Source organism: Streptomyces glomeratus (assembly GCF_021462825.1).
GTDB classification, from domain to species: Bacteria; Actinomycetota; Actinomycetes; order Streptomycetales; family Streptomycetaceae; genus Streptomyces; species Streptomyces glomeratus.
This window is the reverse complement of sequence record NZ_JAKEEB010000022.1, coordinates 43409-62692: the sequence shown is the minus strand read 5'-3', so window position 1 is coordinate 62692 and position 19284 is coordinate 43409. Positions and strand designations below refer to the sequence as shown.

General features: G+C 69.4%; 14 protein-coding genes. 3 read left to right on the top strand and 11 right to left on the bottom strand.

The annotated features are described in order from the left end of the window. The first annotated feature begins 12 nt into the window (after nt 1–12). Complete coding sequence (locus LZ604_RS23500) at nt 13–2187, top strand: SWIM zinc finger family protein (RefSeq protein WP_234517468.1); 2175 nt, start codon at nt 13–15, stop codon at nt 2185–2187. A 22-nt stretch (nt 2188–2209) separates the two neighbouring features. Here the strand turns inward: LZ604_RS23500 and LZ604_RS23495 are convergent, their stop codons facing one another. Next, a complete protein-coding gene (locus tag LZ604_RS23495; RefSeq protein ID WP_234517417.1) occupies nt 2210–2821 on the bottom strand; it encodes a hypothetical protein in 612 nt (203 codons plus the stop codon). Nucleotides 2822–3232: 411 nt separating this feature from the next. Between LZ604_RS23495 and LZ604_RS23490 the strand changes: the two genes are divergently transcribed. Then, a complete protein-coding gene (locus tag LZ604_RS23490; RefSeq protein ID WP_234517416.1) occupies nt 3233–4891 on the top strand; it encodes an N-6 DNA methylase in 1659 nt (552 codons plus the stop codon). 28 nt (nt 4892–4919) lie between these two features. Here LZ604_RS23490 and LZ604_RS23485 read toward each other — a convergent pair whose 3' ends face one another. The 8 genes from LZ604_RS23485 to LZ604_RS23450 all read right to left on the bottom strand — a co-directional run bounded on the left by LZ604_RS23485 (nt 4920) and on the right by LZ604_RS23450 (nt 14940). Further along, a complete protein-coding gene (locus tag LZ604_RS23485) occupies nt 4920–7055 on the bottom strand; it encodes a UvrD-helicase domain-containing protein (protein WP_234517415.1) in 2136 nt (711 codons plus the stop codon). A 40-nt stretch (nt 7056–7095) separates the two neighbouring features. Further along, nucleotides 7096–8307: an McrC family protein gene (locus LZ604_RS23480; protein WP_234517414.1), complete on the bottom strand. Its 1212-nt coding sequence runs from the start codon at nt 8305–8307 to the stop codon at nt 7096–7098. Beyond that, on the bottom strand, nt 8304–10121 hold the full coding sequence (locus LZ604_RS23475; protein WP_234517413.1) for a DUF4357 domain-containing protein: 1818 nt from the start codon (nt 10119–10121) through the stop codon (nt 8304–8306). Before LZ604_RS23475 ends, LZ604_RS23480 begins: the two co-directional genes overlap by 4 nt. Nucleotides 10122–10217: 96 nt before the next feature. After that, complete coding sequence (locus tag LZ604_RS23470; protein ID WP_234517412.1) at nt 10218–11171, bottom strand: hypothetical protein; 954 nt, start codon at nt 11169–11171, stop codon at nt 10218–10220. Continuing rightward, nucleotides 11168–11950 (bottom strand): protein phosphatase 2C domain-containing protein, encoded by a 783-nt coding sequence (locus LZ604_RS23465; protein ID WP_234517411.1) that lies wholly within the window; start codon nt 11948–11950, stop codon nt 11168–11170. Before LZ604_RS23465 ends, LZ604_RS23470 begins: the two co-directional genes overlap by 4 nt. A 350-nt stretch (nt 11951–12300) precedes the next feature. Continuing rightward, nucleotides 12301–12966 (bottom strand): vWA domain-containing protein, encoded by a 666-nt coding sequence (locus tag LZ604_RS23460; protein ID WP_234517410.1) that lies wholly within the window; start codon nt 12964–12966, stop codon nt 12301–12303. Nucleotides 12967–13000: 34 nt separating this feature from the next. Beyond that, nucleotides 13001–13495, bottom strand: coding sequence for a hypothetical protein (locus tag LZ604_RS23455; RefSeq protein ID WP_234517409.1), 495 nt, complete (start codon nt 13493–13495; stop codon nt 13001–13003). Then, nucleotides 13492–14940 carry a coiled-coil domain-containing protein gene (locus tag LZ604_RS23450; protein WP_234517408.1) on the bottom strand — a complete coding sequence of 483 codons (1449 nt, stop codon included), beginning with the start codon at nt 14938–14940 and terminating at the stop codon, nt 13492–13494. Before LZ604_RS23450 ends, LZ604_RS23455 begins: the two co-directional genes overlap by 4 nt. 218 nt (nt 14941–15158) lie before the next feature. Here LZ604_RS23450 and LZ604_RS23445 point away from each other — a divergent pair, with 218 nt between their 5' ends. Then, nucleotides 15159–15833, top strand: a complete 675-nt coding sequence (locus tag LZ604_RS23445; RefSeq protein WP_234517407.1) for a tellurium resistance protein — start codon at nt 15159–15161, stop codon at nt 15831–15833. A gap of 51 nt (nt 15834–15884) precedes the next feature. On the opposite strand, the gene LZ604_RS23440 is transcribed toward LZ604_RS23445, so the two are convergent. Further along, on the bottom strand, nt 15885–17126 hold the full coding sequence (locus tag LZ604_RS23440; RefSeq protein ID WP_234517406.1) for an McrC family protein: 1242 nt from the start codon (nt 17124–17126) through the stop codon (nt 15885–15887). Further along, the gene (locus LZ604_RS23435; RefSeq protein ID WP_234517405.1) at nt 17119–19224 is read right to left on the bottom strand and encodes a DUF8426 domain-containing protein; all 2106 of its coding nucleotides are present in this window, start codon (nt 19222–19224) and stop codon (nt 17119–17121) included. Before LZ604_RS23435 ends, LZ604_RS23440 begins: the two co-directional genes overlap by 8 nt. Between the last annotated feature and the right edge of the window lie 60 nt (nt 19225–19284).

Sequence of the window (19284 nt, the reverse complement as noted above, 5' to 3'; positions counted from 1 at the left end):
GCGGGGGAGGAGGTGCGCCCGGAGGAGACACCCGGCGTCGAAGGGCGGCCCGCCGACGCGGCGCGGCGTGCGCTGCGCGCCGCGAGGGAACGGGAGCGTGCCGCAGGGGAGGGCCGGGACGGAGAGCCCCCCACCGGGGAAGCGGACCTCACCGTGCCCGAGGGGAAGACGGCGGGGACGGCCCGGCCGGGCGATGTGGCACGTGCGGCGCTGCGGCGGGCGAACTCCAGCCGCCGCAGCGCCGCGGGGACAGCGTCCCCGCCGGAGCCCGCAGAGGGGGCTCCGCCCGTGGCGAGGGCAGTGCCGAGGGCCGTCGATACACCCCCGCCCTCCGCCGCCCCTGCCACCCGCCCCGGCGACGCCGCCCGCGAGGCGCTGCGCGCCGCACGAGCGGAGGCGGAACGGAAGCAGGGAGAGGAACAGGAGCGGGGACAGGGACCGGAGCGGGGACAGGGAGAGGAACAGGAGCGGGGACAGGAACGGGAGCGGGGACAGGGAGAGGAACGGGGGCGGGAGCGGAACAAGGAAACAGCCGAGACCCGCGAGCCCCAACGCCTCCGTGCAGCTTCCGAGCTGACGGATGGTCACGGTCATGGTCCATCCCGGATCGCCCGGTTGTCCGCTGCGCGGAGGCGCCGGGACGTCCGTGCGCGGGGGACCGGCGACCGGGCCCGGGAGGTTCGGGAACTGCTCGCCGGTGCTTTCGGGCTGCCCGCGTCGTCGGCACCGCAGGGCAGGACCGCTTCCGCCGCGCGGACCCCCCGCGGTGGGCGCGAGGAGACCTCCCCACACCGCCGGCACGGGGTGGCGGACCCGGTGGTGGACCCGGTCCCGAGACGCGGACAGGCCGGACCGGAACCGTCCGAGGGTGTCGGGGACACGGCTCCCGGCACGCCTCCGGCTGCCCGCTACCCCCGTTCCATGGCGGCCCCGGGTCGCGACGGCGAGCTGCGGCGCACGTTCGCCCCACTCCCCACGCCGACTTCGGGTACCGCGGACGGCTTCGCGGGGACGTGGTGGGGCAACGCCTGGGTCGCCGCGTTGGAGAAGGGCGCCCTCGACGCGGCCCGGCTGACGCGGGGACGGGCGTACGCGGACCGGGGGAACGTGGACGCCATCACCGTCACCCCGGGGCTCGTCCTGGCATACGTCCAGGGGAGCCGCCCGCGCCCGTACCGGGTGCAGGTGCGGTTGCGGACGTTCGCCGACGAGGAATGGGACCGCTTCCTGGACGCCGCCGCGGAGCAGCCGGGGCACATCGCCGCACTGCTGGACAAGCAGGTGCCGCACTCCCTCGCCGAGTGCGGAGTCCGGCTCCTGCCCGGGCCCGGCGACCTGGAACCGCACTGCAACTGCCCCGATGCCGGGCACCCTTGCAAGCACGCCGCCGCGGTCTGCTACCAGACGGCCCGCCTGCTGGACCGGGACCCCTTCGTGCTGTTCCTGCTCCGCGGCCGCGGCGAGCGCGAGCTGATCGACGCGCTGTCCCGGCGCAACGCGGCGCGCGCGGCCCGCGCCGCCCGGGAACAGCGGCCGGCGTCCCTGCCCGGGGTCCGGGCCCGCGACGTCGTGGCCCATGGCGCGCGGCCGCCGCTCCCGGCCCCCTTGCCGCCGCTCGCCCATCCCGAGCAGCCGCCGGTCTACCCGGCGGCGCCGGGCGGCCCGGACCCGTTCGCGCTGGACCAGCTGGCCACGGACGCGGCGGCCAGGGCGCACGCCCTGCTCACCACCGGGGACGATCCGGTCGGAGAGCTGACGCTGTGGCAGGACGCGGTGCGACTGGCCGCAGCCCGCCCGGGCTCGGGCCTCACGGCGACGACCCGGCCGCTGTACTCGGCGCTGGCCGCCGCGACCGGGCGGGCCCCCGCCGACCTGGCGCGGGCGGTCGCCGCGTGGCGGCAGGGCGGACGGGAGGCCCTGGCCGTCCTGGAGGAGCCCTGGGATCCGCCGGCGGGCCGCTTCGACCGCGCCCGCCCCCAGCTGCTGGCCGCGGATTTGCCCGCGTTCCGGCCCTGGCGCAACCGCCTCACCCACCCGGACGGCCACGCCCAGCTCCGGCTCGGCCGGGACGGCCTGTGGTACGCCTACGAGTCGGAACCGGGCCAGGAGGACTGGTGGCCACGCGGCACCCCCGACCCGGACCCCGTCGGCGCGCTGACCGGACTGGGAACCACCGACGAGCGATGACCGGCAACGAGCGCCGAGGGGGTCAGTCCCAGCCGCCGAGCAGACCGGCGTTCAACTGGGCGTCACAGATGTTGTAGCCGCCGGACGCGTGCCCCTTCTTCGTCTTGCCGTCGATGGTGACGGAGCAGTTGATGTCGCCGCCGCCGTTGAGCTGGCCCATCACGTTGAAGTACAGGGCGCCCTTGGTGACCGGCAGGGTGGCCTGGAAGGTGCCGCTCTTGAAGTGGCCCTGCCGGGTGTCGCTGTCACTGCCGTAGGTGATGTCCACACCGCCGGGCGCGGTGCCCCACACCTTGAACACGGCGGTCTTCTTCGCCTTGTCGTCCTCGGCCGCGCCGGTCTTGGCCTTGTCGCCGGTCTTGTCGCCGGCGGCGGCCTTCTTCTCCTTGGGCGCGGTGGCCGCGGACTTGGCCCCGGCGGCGTCATGGGACTTGGTGGAGCCGCCCCCACCGGCGGCCGCGGAGATGATTCCGATCAGGACGAACAGGGCGACGACTCCGAGACAGCCGAAGCCGAGGATCTTCCCGGTCTTCGACTTCTTCGGGGGCTGGGGCGGCGGCGGGGCGCCGTAGCCCGGCTGCTGGGGGTTGCCCCAGCCGGGCTGCTGGGGCTGCGGGTACTGCTGCTGGCTCATGGTCCCCCTGGGACTGGTGCTGTGGCTTGGATCGCCCGCGCCCCGGTCAGGACGCCCGCGACGGAGCCCGCGGTGGCGCCGTTGGAGTCGGTGTCCGGTGCGCGGGGATCGCCCGCGCCACTGTCAAGCCGGATCTCGATCAAGGGCAGCGGACACCGGTACGCGGACATCGTCCGCGTCCACCGGGGGCACAGACGGCGAGCGGCGTGCCCCGCCACCGCCGGGCCGCCTGAGCCGGGCCCGGACGGCTGGTGGACGCAGGGTGGGGGAGCCCGCGTCCACCGGCCGGTAGGACCTTGGCGCTGCACCCCACGCGTTCGTCCATCGGATTGACCATCTGGTTTAGCTGTTAACGATGTCAACGACATGCTTCGTTGAGGATCGGATACGCTGCTGTGTACGGTGGCAACCATGGCAGACAAACCCGCGGCACCGGCCGGTTCTCTGGTCACCGGTTCCGAGATCGCCCGGATAGCAGGCGTCACTCGTGCCGCGGTCTCCAACTGGAGGCGGCGGTACGACGATTTCCCTGTGCCCGCCGGCGGTGGGGTGCACAGCCCGCTCTACGATCTGGCCGAGGTGCAGGCCTGGCTGGACAAGCAGCGCAAGGGCCAGGAAGTCTCGCGGGAGGTCCAGCTGTGGCAGACGCTGCGCGGAGCCTATGGTGACGACATACTCGGCGGTGTCGCCGATGTGGCTCAGCTACTCGCCAGCAGCACAGGGGATGCGCCCGAGGCGTTGCCGGCGGATGCAATGCGCTTGGCGCGATCCCTGGCGGAAAGTGAATCCGCGGGCGAGGTGGTGAACGCCCTCGCAGAGCGCTTCACCGACTCCGTGCGCCGGGCCGGATCGGATCAGGTCACCTCCCCGCGCATCGTCCGGGCCGTGCGGCACTTCGCCGGTGAGGTGGCGCCCGACGCCACCATCTTCGACCCGGCGTGCGGCATCGGCACTCTGCTGCTCGCCGTCGGACCAGGGCAGGGCCCGAGGCGATACGGCCAGGAGTCTGACGAACGCAGTGCGCGCTTCGCCCAATTGCGGGCCGACCTCACGCATCGCGCAGATGTGCACGTCGTCGCCGGAGACTCCCTGCGGTGCGACCAGTGGGCGGAACTGAGGGCCGATCTCGTCGTCAGCGATCCGCCGGTGGGTGTCACCGACTGGGGGCGTGAGGATCTGCTTCTCGATTCGCGATGGGAGCTCGGGACACCCTCACGCGCCGAAGGAGAACTTGCCTGGCTGCAGCACGCCTACGCCCACACAGCGCCCGGCGGCCGGGTGATCATGGTCATGCCCGCCTCAGTCGCCTACCGTAAGGCAGGCCGCCGCATCCGCGCCGAACTCGTACGGCGCGGGATCCTGACGCAGATCATCGCTCTTCCGCCGGGCGTCGCCGCGTCGCACGCGCTCCCTGTGCACCTTTGGCAGCTGCGACGCCCGCGCGCTCTCGGCGACTCGGCCACCAGCGTCCGCATGGTCGATCTGACAGCGAACGACCCGGACGGCTCACTGGACGCGCAGCCTGAGCAGGTGACGGACGTCTCGCTGATCGAATTGCTCGACGATGCCGTGGACCTCACCCCAGGGCGCCGTGTCGCTGACTCGCACCGCGACTACGCGGCGGAGTACCAGTCGTTGAAACAGGAGCTGACCGCGCAGGTGCGGCACCTGGCCGAGCTGCTACCCGCGCTGACCGCGGGAGCGAACGCGAGTGTGCTGGACGGGCCGACCGTCAGCGTCGCCGACCTTGCACGCGCCGGACTGGTCCAGTACCGCGATCCCGAACCGGTCTCGGTCAGCGACCAGCTCGACACCGACTTTCTCCAGGGGTTTCTGCGTAGTTCGGCGAATACGCGCAGGTCCACGAGTGACAGTGGAACGTTTCGGCTTGACGGCAAGGGCGCCCGGATCCCGCAGATGGACATCGCCGAACAGCAACGGTACGGAGCGGCTTTTCGCGCACTGCAGGAGTTCGAGGAACTGGCCCGGCGCGTTGCCGAGCTGAGCAAGCAGGCATCCCATGTGGCGCGCGACGGCCTGGGCAATGGAGCACTGGCCCCCAGCGAGTGAGGGGTGTCGTGCCGCTGCGCTCACCGAATCAGTTCTCCTGCGGCACGAATGGACTGACCGTCCCGCTCCAGGACACCGCCAGTGCCTCCCGCGCACGCGTGCACGCCACGAACAGCAGACAGCGTTCGCGCAGCAGGTCCGACTCGTGCTGAAGCGCGTCCACCGTGGCCGGCGTGACCTCGCGCGCGAAGGGCACCGCACTCGCCGTTACCCCGAGGACAGCCACGCAGCGGAATTCCAACCCCTTCATAGCGTGCATCGTGGCCAGCCGTACCCCGTCCGCGTCCGGCCCCGGATGGTCCTTGATCCTGGCCACCGGGACGCCGGCAGCGGCCAGCCTGTCGTGGGCCTTGTCCAGCAGCACATTGAAACGAGCGCAGACACCGATCTCGGACGGCCGTATGCCCTGGGCGATCCACTCCTGGACGCGTTCGACGAGCGACGCCACCTCTGCCTGCTCCGAACCGTGTCCGTCCACACGCGGTCTGCGCCCGTGCAGAAGCGAGCGGTAGCCCGCCAGGGTGTCACTCCCCTCACCGCCGAGATCCTCCACGGAGACGGGGGTGAGTATGCGCGTCGACCAGGCCAGGATTTCCTCTGTACTCCGGTAGTTGACCCTCAGCCGGTGCGTCCGGCCCGTCACCGGTATACCCAGGGAACCGAGCGAAACCTTCGAGTCGTAGATCTGCTGGTGCGGGTCGCCCGTGATGAACAGATCGTCGCTGCCGTGCTCCACCGCGCGACGCAGCACTCTCCACTGGGCGGGGTGCAGGTCCTGTGCCTCGTCGACCACGACGTGGTCGTGTGTCGGCGACGAGGCTGCGAGGAGGTCGGCGGCACGCGCGCAGATTCTGAGGTGTGTAGTGGCCTTCCGCGCGAGCAGTAGGGACTCGAACAGCTCGACGGCCGACCAGAGTTCTTCTCGCCTGGCCGGCGACAGCGCGCTGCCGCGGCCGCGTCGGGAGGCGGCGCGATAGGAGTCCAGGGTGCGCACGTCCTGGGCAAGGATCACGTGCCGGCACTCCTGTGCCAGGAACTGGTCGGTCCAGGGCAGCCGGAGCTGCTTCGCCACCTTCTGCCACAGCTGGCGTTCGTCACGGTCGTTGACGGGGGAGAGAACCTTCCCGTCGTGGCGCGTGACGACGGCGTGCGCGTAGGCGTTGACCGTCGTCACGTCGACTCGGTCCAGCAGCGACGGGTCACCGTCCAGCAGCACGGAAAGGTTCTCGCGCAGTGATGCGGCAAGAGCGTTGGTGTATGTGGTCAGCAGCACCCGGGCGTCGGCCGAGCGCGTGAGGAGATGCCTGACGCGGTGCAGAGCCGCGACCGTCTTGCCCGTGCCCGGCCCACCGGTGACCTGGACCGGGCCGCCGTACGACACGCGGTAGGCGACCCGGCGCTGCGAGGGGTGCAGGAAGACCCGCCAGGCCGCGAACGGCTTCTCCAGGACGTCCGCGAGCTCCTCCGGGCCGGTGACCAGCGTGATACGGCTCGCCGTGTTGGCGATGGCGACGGCCAGACTCTCCTCGGGGGCGGGTCCCGCGTCGAGGGGGCGGCGCAGGGCGACCACGTCCCGGTACACGTCCTCGGGCTTGAATCCCTCGGCGAGGTACTGGAGAACCTCGCACTGGTCTTCCGGCAGGAGCGTCTCGAAGGCCTGCAGCTGCGGCTTGTCGACGATGGTGCGCACCGCACGGAGCACCTGGTCGTCGATGCCCAGTTCGCGCAGCACGGTGTCGGAGTACTTGGCGAACAGCAGTGAGTCGGCCGTCGCGGCCGCCTTCTCGAGAGCCGGCGTCAGCTGCTCGATGGCGACGACGTTGCGCACCTCGAGGCCGCGGGTGGCGGAGTTGGTGGTGTACAGCCGCTTGGCCGCCCAGATGTAGGCGTCGTCGTGCGGCACCACGTTGACCAGCAAGAACACATCGCTGCCGTCGTCGGGAGCCAGCACGACGCCCCGCCAGAAGTCATTGATGCGGATGGTGCGCATCCGCGGATCGCGTGCCTTGTCGACGGACTCCAGATGCAGACCCTTGTCCGCGTACAGCTCGGCCACGGTCAGCCGCTGGAACTTCTCCATGGCCTTGCGCACGCCTGCTTTGACGGGCTTCTCCAGGACGTCGTAGCTCTCCCAGAAACTGCTGGCGAACGCGAGCTGTGGCACGTGACGCTCTCCCACCCCAGAAAGGACCCCTCCGCGCCGATCATACGCGCAGGTCGGGCACCATTTGCCGGGTGAGGGTGGCGATGTCAGCGAGCAGCCCGGCGGGTTGCTGGTCGAGGTCGAGTGCGTGCTGGTGGATGAGGATGCCGGCGTGCCGCACCCGGTGCGCGGAGTGGGACGCGTTGCCCCTCGCATACACCAGGTGGCCCTCACGCAGCCCGAGCGCCGTGCAGTAGGCCAGCATCTGGTAGAGGTCGGTCTCGGGGAAACCGCCGCGCTTCTCCGTCTTGTACTTGGCGTCCACGACTGCGGCCGGAGCCCCGTCCGCGCCGTACAGCACGAAGTCGGGACGCATCCGGACCTCGGCGGCCTCGTCGAGGTGGTGCGCATCCTGGAGACGCGAGGTCCGCCCCGAGCCGCGCAGGGCCTCCCGCAGCGCGACTGTCACGAAGTCCTCGAAGAGCTTGTTCATGTCGAACAGGAACCCGTCGATACGGAGCCCGCCGTGGGCGTGTTCCGCTGACGCGTTCTGCAGGACGACACGCGCCAGGCGCAGGGCCGTGTGGTAACGGGCGTTGAGACGCGTGGGTCGCCAGTCGGGGAGAGGCTGTCCGCGCACGACGGCGGTCACATCGGCCAGCCGCCCACGCTGATGCACCAGCCTGCGGCGAACGTCGCGTGGTACGCCGGGCAACCGCAGCAGACGCTCGACAGCCGCCCGCAGAAGACGGTTCTCCGCGATGTCGGTGGTGAACTCGTCGTACGTCACCTCCACCGGCAGTGTGGCACCGAAGCGACGCCGGATCTGCTCGGCCTCACGGATCCGCCCGCGGACGACGAGGGCGGACTCCTCCGCGACCCGGTACCCCTGCAACAGACCCTGGCGCAGTGCCCGGTCCACCTGCCGCTCCACGATGTGGGCCAGCGCGGGCAGCAGATCGCGGTGCTCGGCCACCTCGACTTCGCCGTCTCGCCAGGGACCCTTCGGATCGAGGCTGTAGCCCAGGAGGAAGAAGAGCCGGGCGACGGGGGTCTTGGGGAGGACCCGCACGGTGTGTGTCTCGTCCGCGCCCGGCACTCGTACGGCCACCGAGCCCACCTTGCTTCCGGCTCGCAACGACCAGCGCCCCGGCGCGTACGGGTCGGGGGCCGCGTCGAGGATGTCCCCGGCGGCCAGTGCACGGCCGACCCCGTCCGGCAGGGCGAGGCTGACCGCCGGCGCGTGCTCGACGAGCTCGATGACCGACGTCACCCGAGCGACTCCCGCAGTGCGGCCAGCCCGTACCGCTTCTCGACGTCCACGCCCTCGCCGTAGTGGTGCTCCTCCAGGAGCGGCAGGATCTTGGTACGCCAGGTCCGCTCGAGACCACCGTCCCGGTAGACGCCCTTCTTCATCAGGTACGAGGGCCCGATCCGGAAGTCGGAATCGTCGATACGGGAGTTGAGCGCGTCGAGGAGATCGGCGGGCTCGGCGTCCTTGCCCTCCCTGGCCAGCCACCGGCGCAGCAGCCCGCTCGTCGGCTCGGTGCGCGGCGACAGCTCCACGAACGCGAACCGCCGGCGCATGGCCGCGTCGACGAGCGCGATGGACCGGTCCGCCGTGTTCATGGTGCCGATCACGAACAGGTTCGGCGGCAGCGCGAAGTCGTCACCGGAGTACGTCAGCCGGACCGACTTGTTCCTGTACTCCAGCAGGAAGTACAGCTCACCGAAGACCTTGGCGAGGTTGGCCCGGTTGATCTCGTCGACGATCAGGAAGTGCGGGATGTGCCGGTTGCCTTCGCGGGAGGCGAGGTCGGCGAGTTCGCGCAGTGGCCCGGCGGTGAGCCGGAAGGCGACCTCCCTCGTCTGCGGGTCCTCCTGGGGTCGGAATCCCTCGAAGAAGTCCTCGTAGGCGTAGGAGGGATGGAACTGCACGAGCTTGACCTGCTCGGGGCCGCCGCCGAGGAACTCGGCGAGCTTGAGGGCGAGATAGGTCTTTCCGGTGCCGGGTGGGCCGTAGAACACCAGCTGCCGTTCGTCCCAGAGTAGATCGCGTACCTCTTGCAGCCATTCGACAGCGTGCGCGAGGAGGTCGACAGCCAGCTCGTCCGTCGGCTCGGGCAGTTCGAGCTCGCGGCGGGCGGTCGCGAGCTGAATCTCCACGCTCGGGTCGCGCTCTTTGGCCTGAGCTTCCTCGACCAGCTCCTGGTCGCTGAGGCCGAGCCCGTCCACCAAGGCCTGGATGGAGGAGAGGTCAACCACGTCGTGCTGGACGGACAACTTCTGTTGCAGCTCTTCGGGCAGTTCGTCGTATGCGTAGCCGTCCGGCTGCCATTCCACGGGCCGCTGCAGATTGGACCGCCCACCTTCGGACTCGGTCTGCTGCGCTCCACCGGTGATTTCACCCACGTACAGTCGACCACCGGAGATGGTGCAGATGGTGTCACCGGGTTTTATGCGAGAAAGAAACGCATGTATTTCTTCGGCGAGTTGTTGTTTCTGGCTGTAGGTGGCGGTGGTCTCGTAGTCCTCTTGGACCAGCATGCGCAGCTGGTCCTTGCTGATTCCCTGCTCCACGCCCTGGCGCAGCCGGGAGGCGGCGAGAGTCACCCGCCCCTCGGGCAGCCACATCCGCTGTACCAGGTCCAGGCCGCTCACGTTCGAACCACGCACGAGCCAGGGGCGGTTGGGGCCCGGCCACATCCCGGGCATGAAGTCGCCCAGGGGGCGGCCGTCTTCCGTCTTCCAGTTGATCCATCCGTTGGCACTGTGGCCTTTCAGCACCGCTGCGGCCCTGGAGGAGGAATCGAAGGTGATGGCCTCTGCTGTCTCAAGCCAGCCGGGCCACTTCTCGGACGGCTTGATCCGCCCCTGCCGCATCAGTTCCTCCCGCTGCATGTGAGCAGCGGCTACACGGGTGGGGAACGACGGGACGACGTCGGGTCGCACGGGCTGGCCGGCGTAGACGACAAAGCTGCGGCTACCGTTGTCACCCAGCTTGTTCGTGGGGCGCCCCCTGGCGTACGGCCCACCGTTCGGCAGCCGTAGCCGGAACTCCGGGTACTGCCTCTCGTCATCGTTCATGCTGATCGCTCCCCTCAACAGCCGGCTCGACGAAAGGTTAGGCTTCCCGTCCGACACCTTTCGCCGTCCGGCGCTGGGTAAGCGCCGGACGTTTCACTACTGTCCTGGTGCTCGCAGGCTGATCGGGGTTCGGACCCGCGCCCCGTCCAGGACAGTGTGGTCGATGGCGGGCCGGGGCCTGGGTGTAGCCGCGGTCAGCGTGATCGTGCCGCGGTCGCTCAACGCGGTCTGCCATTCGCTCGGCCGGGGACGGGTACCGCGCTCACCGGCTGCCTGCGAGAAGAGCCGACGCACCCCGCCTTCCTGGCGGTCGTTCAGACAGCCGGTGACGAGTTTCAACTCCTGCCCCGGCGCGACATAGGGCTCCTGGGCCAGGATGCGTCCCACCACGAGGGCCGTCTTGTACGCGTCCGTGTCCACCGACGCCTCGGTCGACGGCACCAGCGGATCGTTCCAGTCCGGAGTGCCGGCCTGGGCCTGCACGGCCGCACGGCCAACCTGGCGGAAGCCGTCGCAGTCCAGGAAGTGAACGGCGACTCCCGGTGTGAGCGACCACAGGATGTTGGCCTGCGAGATGTCACCGATCACGAGTCCGGCGCTCTGGAACCAGCCGATGGCTTCCGCGCAGGCCACAGCCAGAGCTCTGCGCTGCTGCGGCGTCGGCTGCGCCACTTCCTGCCAGGCCACCTTGGGCGGCCTGATCAGGTACTGCAGCTCGATCAGCTTCGTGGACCCGGCAGCGGTGCGCCACATCATGTCGGACGGGGCGCGCCGCATCAGGAAGCCGAGTACCCGGTTTCCCTCGACCACCCGGCACAGCGGCCAGGCAGCGAGGGAGTCTAGGCGGCTGCGGTCGGACTGGCCGAGGCTCTGCCGGAACGCGACGAGGTCGGCGAGGGCGCCGCCATTCACCTTGGACGGATCCTTGTACTCCTTGAAGAGCAGCGACCCGTCGGACAGAGCGCGCACCTCACCTTGGCCGCCGCTGCCCACCCTGTCCCCCAGGGTGAACGATGCGCGGGTGACGTCCGCGCCGTCCTCCGCGCTCACGCTTCGTCCTCCCATACGCAGATCACGGTGCGGTCGTCGTCGTAGGACTTGGCCCGCGTCTGCGCCTGCCACAGGAAGTCGGACAGCGAGGGGGTCTCGGGGCGGCCCCAAGCGTGAGCGAGGTGGTCGGCGAATGCTTGGTCCTTCTGGGCCAGGGGGTTGGTGATGCCGTCCGTACCCAGGAGAAGCACGTCACCCGGCTTTGTGGCCAACAGGGTGGCTTTGACGCTGCTGTAGGCGTGCGGGAGAGCTTCGGTCCGGGTTTCGAGAACGGTGGCGTCTTCGGAGCGATTCCATTGGGCCCACCTGCCTTCGCGTAGGACGAAGAGGCCGCCGTCGCCCACACTGAACAGTACGCGTTCACGGATACGGGCGTTCGTGGGCACGAGCAGGACATGCAGGGTCGTGGCGTAGTCCTGGTCAAGGTAGGGACGGCCCGCGCGATCGGCCAGGGTTTTCCACTCAGCACGCAGGTGCTCGATCGCCCTGGCGATTGCCGTGCTGGCTATGCCGCTGAGATCGGCCCGGTTCCGCGCACACAGCGCCGAGTAGATGCTTTCGGCCTCCTGATCGAGGAAAACGGCCGCTTGACGGGTCGCGTGGTAGGAGCCGATGTGCGAATACGAGGCGGAGCCGACCCCGTCGGCGACCGCCAGCAGAAGCATCTCAGTCTCCGGGGGCCCGATACGTGCCACCGTCATGGCGTCCTGGCGGCAGGTTCCCTCCCAGTTGTGGGAGTCGCCGCTCACCGATGCGGCGCGCACCGTGATCTGTCCCACTCGGGCTCCGTCCAGCCTGACGACAGGCGTGAAAGCGGCGAATTCGTCGCCGTCCCGAACGGAGGGGCGGGACAGAGGATGCGGGGGATAGCTCGGAGGCCGGTTACCGACGTGATCGGGTACTCCGCGGGGTACGTCGGTTCTTTCCCTTGGTGACCTCACGGGACGCTCCGGTGCGTGGGGCGTAGCCCACTCGCCTGTCTCCACCGGGGAGATCGTCGTCTCGTGTGTGACGATCCCGGGCGGCGGGAACGCGTAGTCCTTGTCGACGTCATCGCCGGCGGGAGCGTGGCCCGCGTTCCCCGCATCCTGCATCGGCGTGGGCGACTTTTCGAAGTTCACCGGGCCGCTCACAGCTTGTCCAGGGAGAGGCTGGTGAAACCGGGGACGTGCTCGTCGACCTGGAGCTGGAAGCCCTCGCCGCCCTGGGCGGACATGTTGGTCGCCGAGTTGACGATGGACCGGGTGAGGCTTGAGGCGAACTCACGGAGTGCCATGGCCGGAGAGACGGTTCGCTCCTGCTGGATGAACGCCTTGAAATTGGCCACCTCGGTGATGGTCGCGGTGTCCGCGTCGCTGACCCCGAAGGCGATGATCTTCGGCGCGTACCGGAACGAGTTCAGTTCCTCGAGATCGGTCTGCCAGCCCTCGTCCGTGGGGATGCCGTCGGAGAGGAAGAAGACCACCGGCCGGTACACGTCGTGGCCTTCGGCCTTCAGGTCCGTGACGTCCTTCTCGATGGTCTTCTTCAGCAGGCGGAAGGCGTCCCCGAAGGAGGTGACTCCGCCGGCAGACAACGACGGCAACTGGGTCAGCTCGCTCAGGTCGGCCAGCGGCTGGAGCACGGAGGCCTGGGTGGAAAAACCGATCAGCGCGAAACGGGTCTTGTCCGCGACGCTCGGATTGGTGCTGATCTCCTGGTGCAGCTCGGGCAGGGCCGAGTTGATGTTATCCACGCCTTCTCCGGCCATGGAACCTGACTCGTCACACACCATGTAGAAGGGAAGGATCTGCATGGGCTCTCCTGGGTATGAACAGACGGCGTGGCCGTCAGCGGGTGTAGAAGTAGATCTCCAGGTCGGCCGCGCCTGAGGCGCCGCCGTTCCAGAAGTCCCGTGTCGTGGCGTCGCTGAACATGTGCGGTCGCGCCTTGTGCAGGGACTTGTTGATGTCGCGGGCGTACGCCTGCCCGTCAGCGGGTTCGTGGGCCTGGCCGAAGGTCAGCACGAAGGCCGCGTCGCGCTCCTTGTAGCGGGCGGTGGCGGCACGCAACTCCTTCACCATCCGTGCGGTGTCACCCGTCGCGGCCATCACATGGAGCTTGACCGGCTTGCGCTCCACCGACCGCGGGCCCGTCGGTGTCGGGCTCGGCTTGGGCGACGGCTTGGCGTCGGCCGACGGGGAGGGGTGCGCGGCCGCCTGGGCGGCCAGCGGATCTCCTCGGTCGCCCATGGACACCAGCGCGAGCACGAGCAGCATGTCGGCGAACAGCCACCCGGCCAGGTGCAGCGGGTTGAACCTGAAGCCTCGCTTGCGCGGGCTCACCGTGCCGATCCGATCCCGGCCTGCAACTCCTTCGCCTGCCGCAGCTCGTCCTCCGCGCGCCGCTGGGCCGCCTCGGCACCGGCCCGCGCCGCCTCCGCGTCCGCTCGCGCCGCAGCCACGTCGGCCCGCGCGCTCTCCGTCTCACGGAGCGCCCGCTCCAAGGCGTCCGTCACACTCGCGAAGCTGTCGGCCGCATCGTGCAGTGCCCGGCTACGGGTCTCGATGCCGAGCAGCGCCTCGCGCGAGATCTCCGCGGCCTCGCTGGAGCGCTCGGCCACCGCGCCGAGGTCGCTGAGCAGCCGCCCGTTGACGTCCGAGACCACCTCGATGCCGGTGGTGAACCCACGCTGCGAGGCGGCCAGCACGGTCAGGGAGTCCTCCACCTGCTGAGCCGCGTCGGACAGCGCGGTGCGGACGCGGTCACCGTTCTCACCGACCGCCGACTCGAGCCGGTCCGCAGCACCGGCGAGGAGGTCACGCATGGCGTCGCCGGCAACTCGCAGATCTTCCAGGGCCTTGTCGAGCACGCTGTTCTGGCCGTCGACGGCGTCGGTCAGTTGCCTTCCCGCCTGCGTCAGCGGATCGGCGAGGTTCTCGACAGCGGTCTGGAGCGCTGTACCGCTGTCGCGAACGGTCTCCTCGATCTGTTTCACCACTTGTTCGATCGGCTTCACATACGCCTCGGCCTGGGAGAGACGCTGCTCCGCCTTGTCCATCGCCTCACCGACCAGTTCCGCGGCTCGGGTGAGTTCCTCTTGCGTGGCGATGGCCTTGGAGTGCATACGCTGCAGCCGTTTGGCCGAAGAGTTGAGCTCCTCCGCGAAGCGCTGGGGCGAGGCGACACGGTGCCGGTTGAGGCAGAGCTGTGCACGTGTCAGGACCGGCGTGAGGCGGGCCAGGACCGCCTGGGCACGGCGGCGAGCCTGTTCGTCGCTGCGCTCGGCGGCGGAGCGCCGGTAGCCGTGGACCGCCGTGAGGACGAACAACATCCCGAGGGTCACACAGCCGGCCACGGCGACGTGCCCGAACCGGAACGTGGCCCCCAGGTGCCCGTCGAATCCGGACTGCCACAGCTGGAGGAACGGCCGGCCGGCCGCCTTGGGGTCGTCCCCCGTGAGTGCTCCGTACGCGCTCGATGCCTGCCAGAGCCCGAACCAGGTGAAGAGCAGCGGCATGAAGACCAGGGCGCCGAGAACCCAGTCCAGAACCGAGTCGAAGCTCCTCACGCGGCCGACCACCGCGGATTCGGCGATGCTCTCAGGACGTGCGAAGTGCCCCATCAGATCGAGGTCGACCCACGGGTCGAGGGCGTCCGCCTCGTCGGAGTCGAGGGCCTGCGCCAGTGCGCGCAGTTCGTCAGCGCGCGGTGCGAGCAGAGGCTCCTGCGCCATGTCGTCGAGATGGCGTGCGGCCACCCCGTTGTCGAGTTGAAGCCCCGTGAACATTACCCACCCCTGCCCGGCCAGACCGGGCCTTCTGTGCTGATCCAACTGCGGCCGACGCACGGCGATGACCTACAGCGAGAAGCGCTGCGCCAACAAACATGGTTAGTACAATGTTCACACTCCTTTCACTGATCGCGCAAGATTAGACGACGATCACGTCTGTCGTGCGGCGCGGCGGAACCGCCGAGGTCGATGAGTGAGGTATAGGGAGGGCTGCCATGAGCGGGGATGGAAGACAGCGGGGCGTCATCCAGTTGGGCCGTGGAGCACCGTCGGCCGAGCCTGAGTTGCGAACGCAGCAGCCGCGAGAGCAGCCGACGCGCACCGTGGAGCTGACCAAGCACACGCCGCGGGCTCAGATCACCGGCCGGGGCATCGTGCAGGTGAACCTCAACTGGTCGGTCACCGCGGAGGCCGACCTCGATCTGGGCTGCATGGTCCTCACCCGTTCCGGAAAGGGCACTGCGGTGCAACCTCTCGGCGAGGAGTGGGGAAGCCTCGAGGCCTGGCCCTACGTCAGCATCGACCAGGACGACCGGACCGGCGAGACCTCCGACGGGGAGACCCTCCGCATCAGCCTCGAAAAGCGCCGCAAGTTCAAGAAACTCCTCGTCTACGTGTACATCTACGAGGGCGCGGCCGACTTCCGAAAGCTCGGAGGCGTCGTCACCGTCAGCGCACCGAGCGGCACCTGGCGCATCCACCTCGACGACTCCCCGGCCGGTGCCACGGCGTGCGCCATCGCGCTGCTGACCCCGGGGCAGGACACACTCGAACTCCGACGCGAGGTACGTTGGTTCACCGCGAAACCGTGGCTGTCGAACCAGCAGCTCATCGACCGGGCATACGGCTTCGGCTTCGCGTGGGTGCCGGGCAGCAAGCCGCCGTTGTGAGCCGGCGCCGGTCCGGCGTGGGTCCTGGCGGAGCCGGCCGCAGCGGTCCCGTCAAGGCAGCGCGGCGCGCATCCATGCGCTTGCCTGTTCCGGTGGGGCGTGTGTGTCGATGCCGAGCACGTGGATGACACCCAGGCCGCGTTGCGGGCTCCCGATCCGTAGGGTACGTCGGGCGTACTCGCCCGGCTGGGGATGGACGATGACAGCCCTAGGGGCTTCGGCGGGGGTGTAGCCCGCGCTGTAGGTCAGGAGCTGGTGGATGTCGCCCGCGCTCACGCCGCGGCGGTCGTAGCGCTTGTACTTGGCGTCGATGGGCAGCAGGGTGTACTGGTCCGTGCCGGTGGCGGGCAGCCTGAGCAAAAGGTCGGGACGGAACGTCGAGGTGCTGCCGAGGTCGCCGCGGACGGTGATGCCGGTCCCTCCGTTACTGGGGACCGGGCGGCCTCCGCGCGGCACTGCTGCCTCGGTGGCGAGCCGCCGGACGACGGCTTCCCAGAGCGCGGGCATGGCCAGGAGGAGGCCGCCTGCCGTGGTGCCGTCGTCGGTTTGCAGATCGGTCACGCCTCCGCCGCGCAACAGCAGGCGAGCCCACGTGTGGGCGGGCCGGTAGCGGGCGTTGAGGCGCGTGTACTGAGTGCGCTGGAGTGCGCGCAACGCGGTGGCCGGTGTGCTGGCATGAGGAAACGCGTCGGTGATGCCGTGTAGGGCACTGGCCAGTCGGGAGTCGCTCGTCAGGCTGAACGCGGCTTGCAACGCGATGCCCAGGACGAGATTGTCCCAGATGTCCGCCTCTCTGTCGAAGGTGCGGACGTGCAGCTGATCCAGTTGCCCGAAGCGGCGCGTGGCTTGTGCGGCAACGTCCAGGCGTCCTCGCAGTACCGGTTCAAGGCTTTGTCGGCGGACGTAGTCCCGGCGCAGCCCTTCCCTGAGGAGCTTCTCGCATTCCTCCAACAGCGCGGCGGCCACGAGATCGGCGTAACCGTCGGGGCCGGTGGACCAGCGCCTGGCCGTCATCGGTACATGGGTGTGGAGCGCGTAGGCGAGCCAGGTCATGAGCTGATCGCCCGGGATCGCGAATCTCGGCTCGACGACCAGCCGGATGCGGTCCAGGACCAGTACACCTACGGTGGCCCCGGCCTTGAGACGCCATCCCGTGCGGCTCGTTGTCAGGCTGAGGCAGCCGCGTCCCTGGAGGGCGTGCAGCCGGGCGACGTCCCCGGCGGTGAGCTGGTCTGTGCCCAAGTCAGTGGTTTGGTACTCGCCGAGCCGGATCTCGGGACGGTGGTCAGGCATCAGGCCCCGTCGCGCCACTGGTGAATTCGGTGGCCAGCGCGTCGGGGAGGTCCTGCGGGGACATGAGCACGGATCGCCCGGTGTCCTCGTCGACCAGGCCGCCGAGGATGCGGTGCAGCAGGTCAGCCCGACCGAGGCAATAGTCTTCCAGGAGCGGCACCACCTCATGGTGGAAGGCGGCGGCCAGGTCCTCCTCGGTGGCGAGCGGCTCCCCGTCGCGCATCAGGTAGGCGTGCCCGATCTGGTGATCGGGGTCCAGATGGCGGGCGATACGGCTGTTGAGGGACTCGAAGAAGGCCGCCAGGTCGAGCGGGCCGACCGTGCCCGACACGGCGTCCGGGTCGGGACCCACAGGCAGGAAGGCGAAGCGGCGACGCACCGCGGCGTCCAGGTGGCTGATGCTCCGGTCCGCCGTGTTCATCGTGCCGATGATCCGGACGTTCGCCGGCACGGAGAAGCTTCGCTTACTGACCGGCAGGTCGACAGGCAGGTTCCGTTTGTCGAGTTCGAGGAGTGTGATCAGCTCACCGAAGATCCTCGGCAGATCGCCGCGGTTGATCTCGTCGATGATCAGGAGGAAGGTCTGGTCGGGATGGTCGGCAGCCCAGCTGCACAGCGTGTGGAACAAGCCGTCCGCAAGGTCGAGTGTGAGCCCGGAACCCTTGGCATCGAGGTCGGGTTTGAAGCCCTCGACGAAGTCCTCGTATCCGTACGACGGGTGGAACGTGACCAGCCGTACCCGGTCACCGCGCAGCACTTCGACCTGCGCCTCAGTACGTCGCTCCGGTTCCGAACCGTCGAGTACGTCCGCCCGTCCGGCCAGGGCGAGGGCGGCGCCGAGGGCGAGCCGCGTCTTGCCGGTGCCGGGCGGCCCGTGCAGGATCACCTGCCCCTTGCGTTCGAGGGCGTCCATGACGGCCTGCACGTCCTCGGGCAGCACGACGGGCGTGCTCGCCAACGCGGAACCGGCGCTCGGATCGGTGCTGGACCGCTGCGCGGTGAACCTGGCGAACGTGGTCGGGTCGACCCTGGCGAAGGTGGACCGCCAGCCGCGCTGGGGCTTGGACAGTTTCTGTGCGTGGGAAAGGTCCCAGTTCACCGGCACCACGTGCTGGTACTCGGGCCGGTCCGGAAGGAACTGGTAGCTCCCGGCGACGGTGCCGGTGGCCAGCACCTCGTCGATCCCGCGGTTGGCCACGATCCGGTCACCGGTCTCCAGGTCCCGGAAGGCGAGGAGCCTGCGTGCGGTGGTCAGGCTGCCACCGCTGCTGCCAGGCCAGCGTGCGTCCAGAGCCTGCTTCAGCTCCGTGTCACTCTGGTAGAGGGCGAGGTCCCCGAGTTCGTCCCAACCGACGCAGACGAACCCGCCCTCGCGACACTCGTCCCACAGCCTGCCCCGCTCGCCCGGTGCGATCTTCCAAATGGTGCGGTGGTGGGGACGCGGGTCGAACTGCTCGTACAGGAAGTGCATGACCTCCTGCGCCGTCCAGCCCTCGAACTCCGCACGGGACCGTACGAGTTCGAGCAGGCGCCGATTGCTCCGCCAGGCTGGTGCGTCACCCTGGGCCGAGCCGCCCAACCGGGTGATGAATCGGCGTAGGTGTTCTCCCGCATAGATGGGTAGAAAGTGCTCGGGGAAGTAGGTCGCCAGTGACTTCGTCACCAACGCCGGCCCGAAGCGCAGCGCTTCGAGGTCGTCCAGAGCCTCGAAGTCCCCCGCCGCCACCGCATCGAAGGCCTGCGCGAACTGCTCACGCAGGTGCCTCCAGGCGTCCTGCGGCTCCATGCCGTGCAAAGCAGCCGCCAAGCGCCACTCGCCGGAGTTATGGCGGTACATGATGTGCTTCGCGGCGCTGCCGCCCTTGATGCTGCCCAGGTTCGGTGTGAGGAATTCCAGCAGTCGGCAGTACGTCGGTTCCGATCCGGCGGGCGCAGGCTGCCCCAGCGCATAACGCTCAAGTGGCAGCGTCCTCCAGCCCTCCAACGGGAACTGGGACAGCACTCGCTCGCGCTCCTCCTTGGCCGCCGCCTCCGTCTCAGCGACGGCGGCCCGATCGAACCGGCCCGCCGCCACGCGCACATCCGCCCCACCTGTCATGCCGCCATGATGCCGATGAGCGCGACCCCACCGCTGGGTCTTGGTCATTCCTGTGCGGGG

What these genes read in the sequence shown, in the direction of transcription:
- LZ604_RS23495 (WP_234517417.1), bottom strand. Translation starts at nt 2,821, where the DNA reads ATGAGCCAGCAGCAGTACCCGCAGCCCCAGCAGCCCGGCTGGGGCAAC.
- LZ604_RS23490 (WP_234517416.1), top strand. Translation starts at nt 3,233, where the DNA reads ATGGCAGACAAACCCGCGGCACCGGCCGGTTCTCTGGTCACCGGTTCC.
- LZ604_RS23475 (WP_234517413.1), bottom strand. Translation starts at nt 10,121, where the DNA reads ATGAACGATGACGAGAGGCAGTACCCGGAGTTCCGGCTACGGCTGCCG.
- LZ604_RS23460 (WP_234517410.1), bottom strand. Translation starts at nt 12,966, where the DNA reads ATGCAGATCCTTCCCTTCTACATGGTGTGTGACGAGTCAGGTTCCATG.
- LZ604_RS23450 (WP_234517408.1), bottom strand. Translation starts at nt 14,940, where the DNA reads ATGTTCACGGGGCTTCAACTCGACAACGGGGTGGCCGCACGCCATCTC.
- LZ604_RS23445 (WP_234517407.1), top strand. Translation starts at nt 15,159, where the DNA reads ATGAGCGGGGATGGAAGACAGCGGGGCGTCATCCAGTTGGGCCGTGGA.
- LZ604_RS23440 (WP_234517406.1), bottom strand. Translation starts at nt 17,126, where the DNA reads ATGCCTGACCACCGTCCCGAGATCCGGCTCGGCGAGTACCAAACCACT.
- LZ604_RS23435 (WP_234517405.1), bottom strand. Translation starts at nt 19,224, where the DNA reads ATGACAGGTGGGGCGGATGTGCGCGTGGCGGCGGGCCGGTTCGATCGG.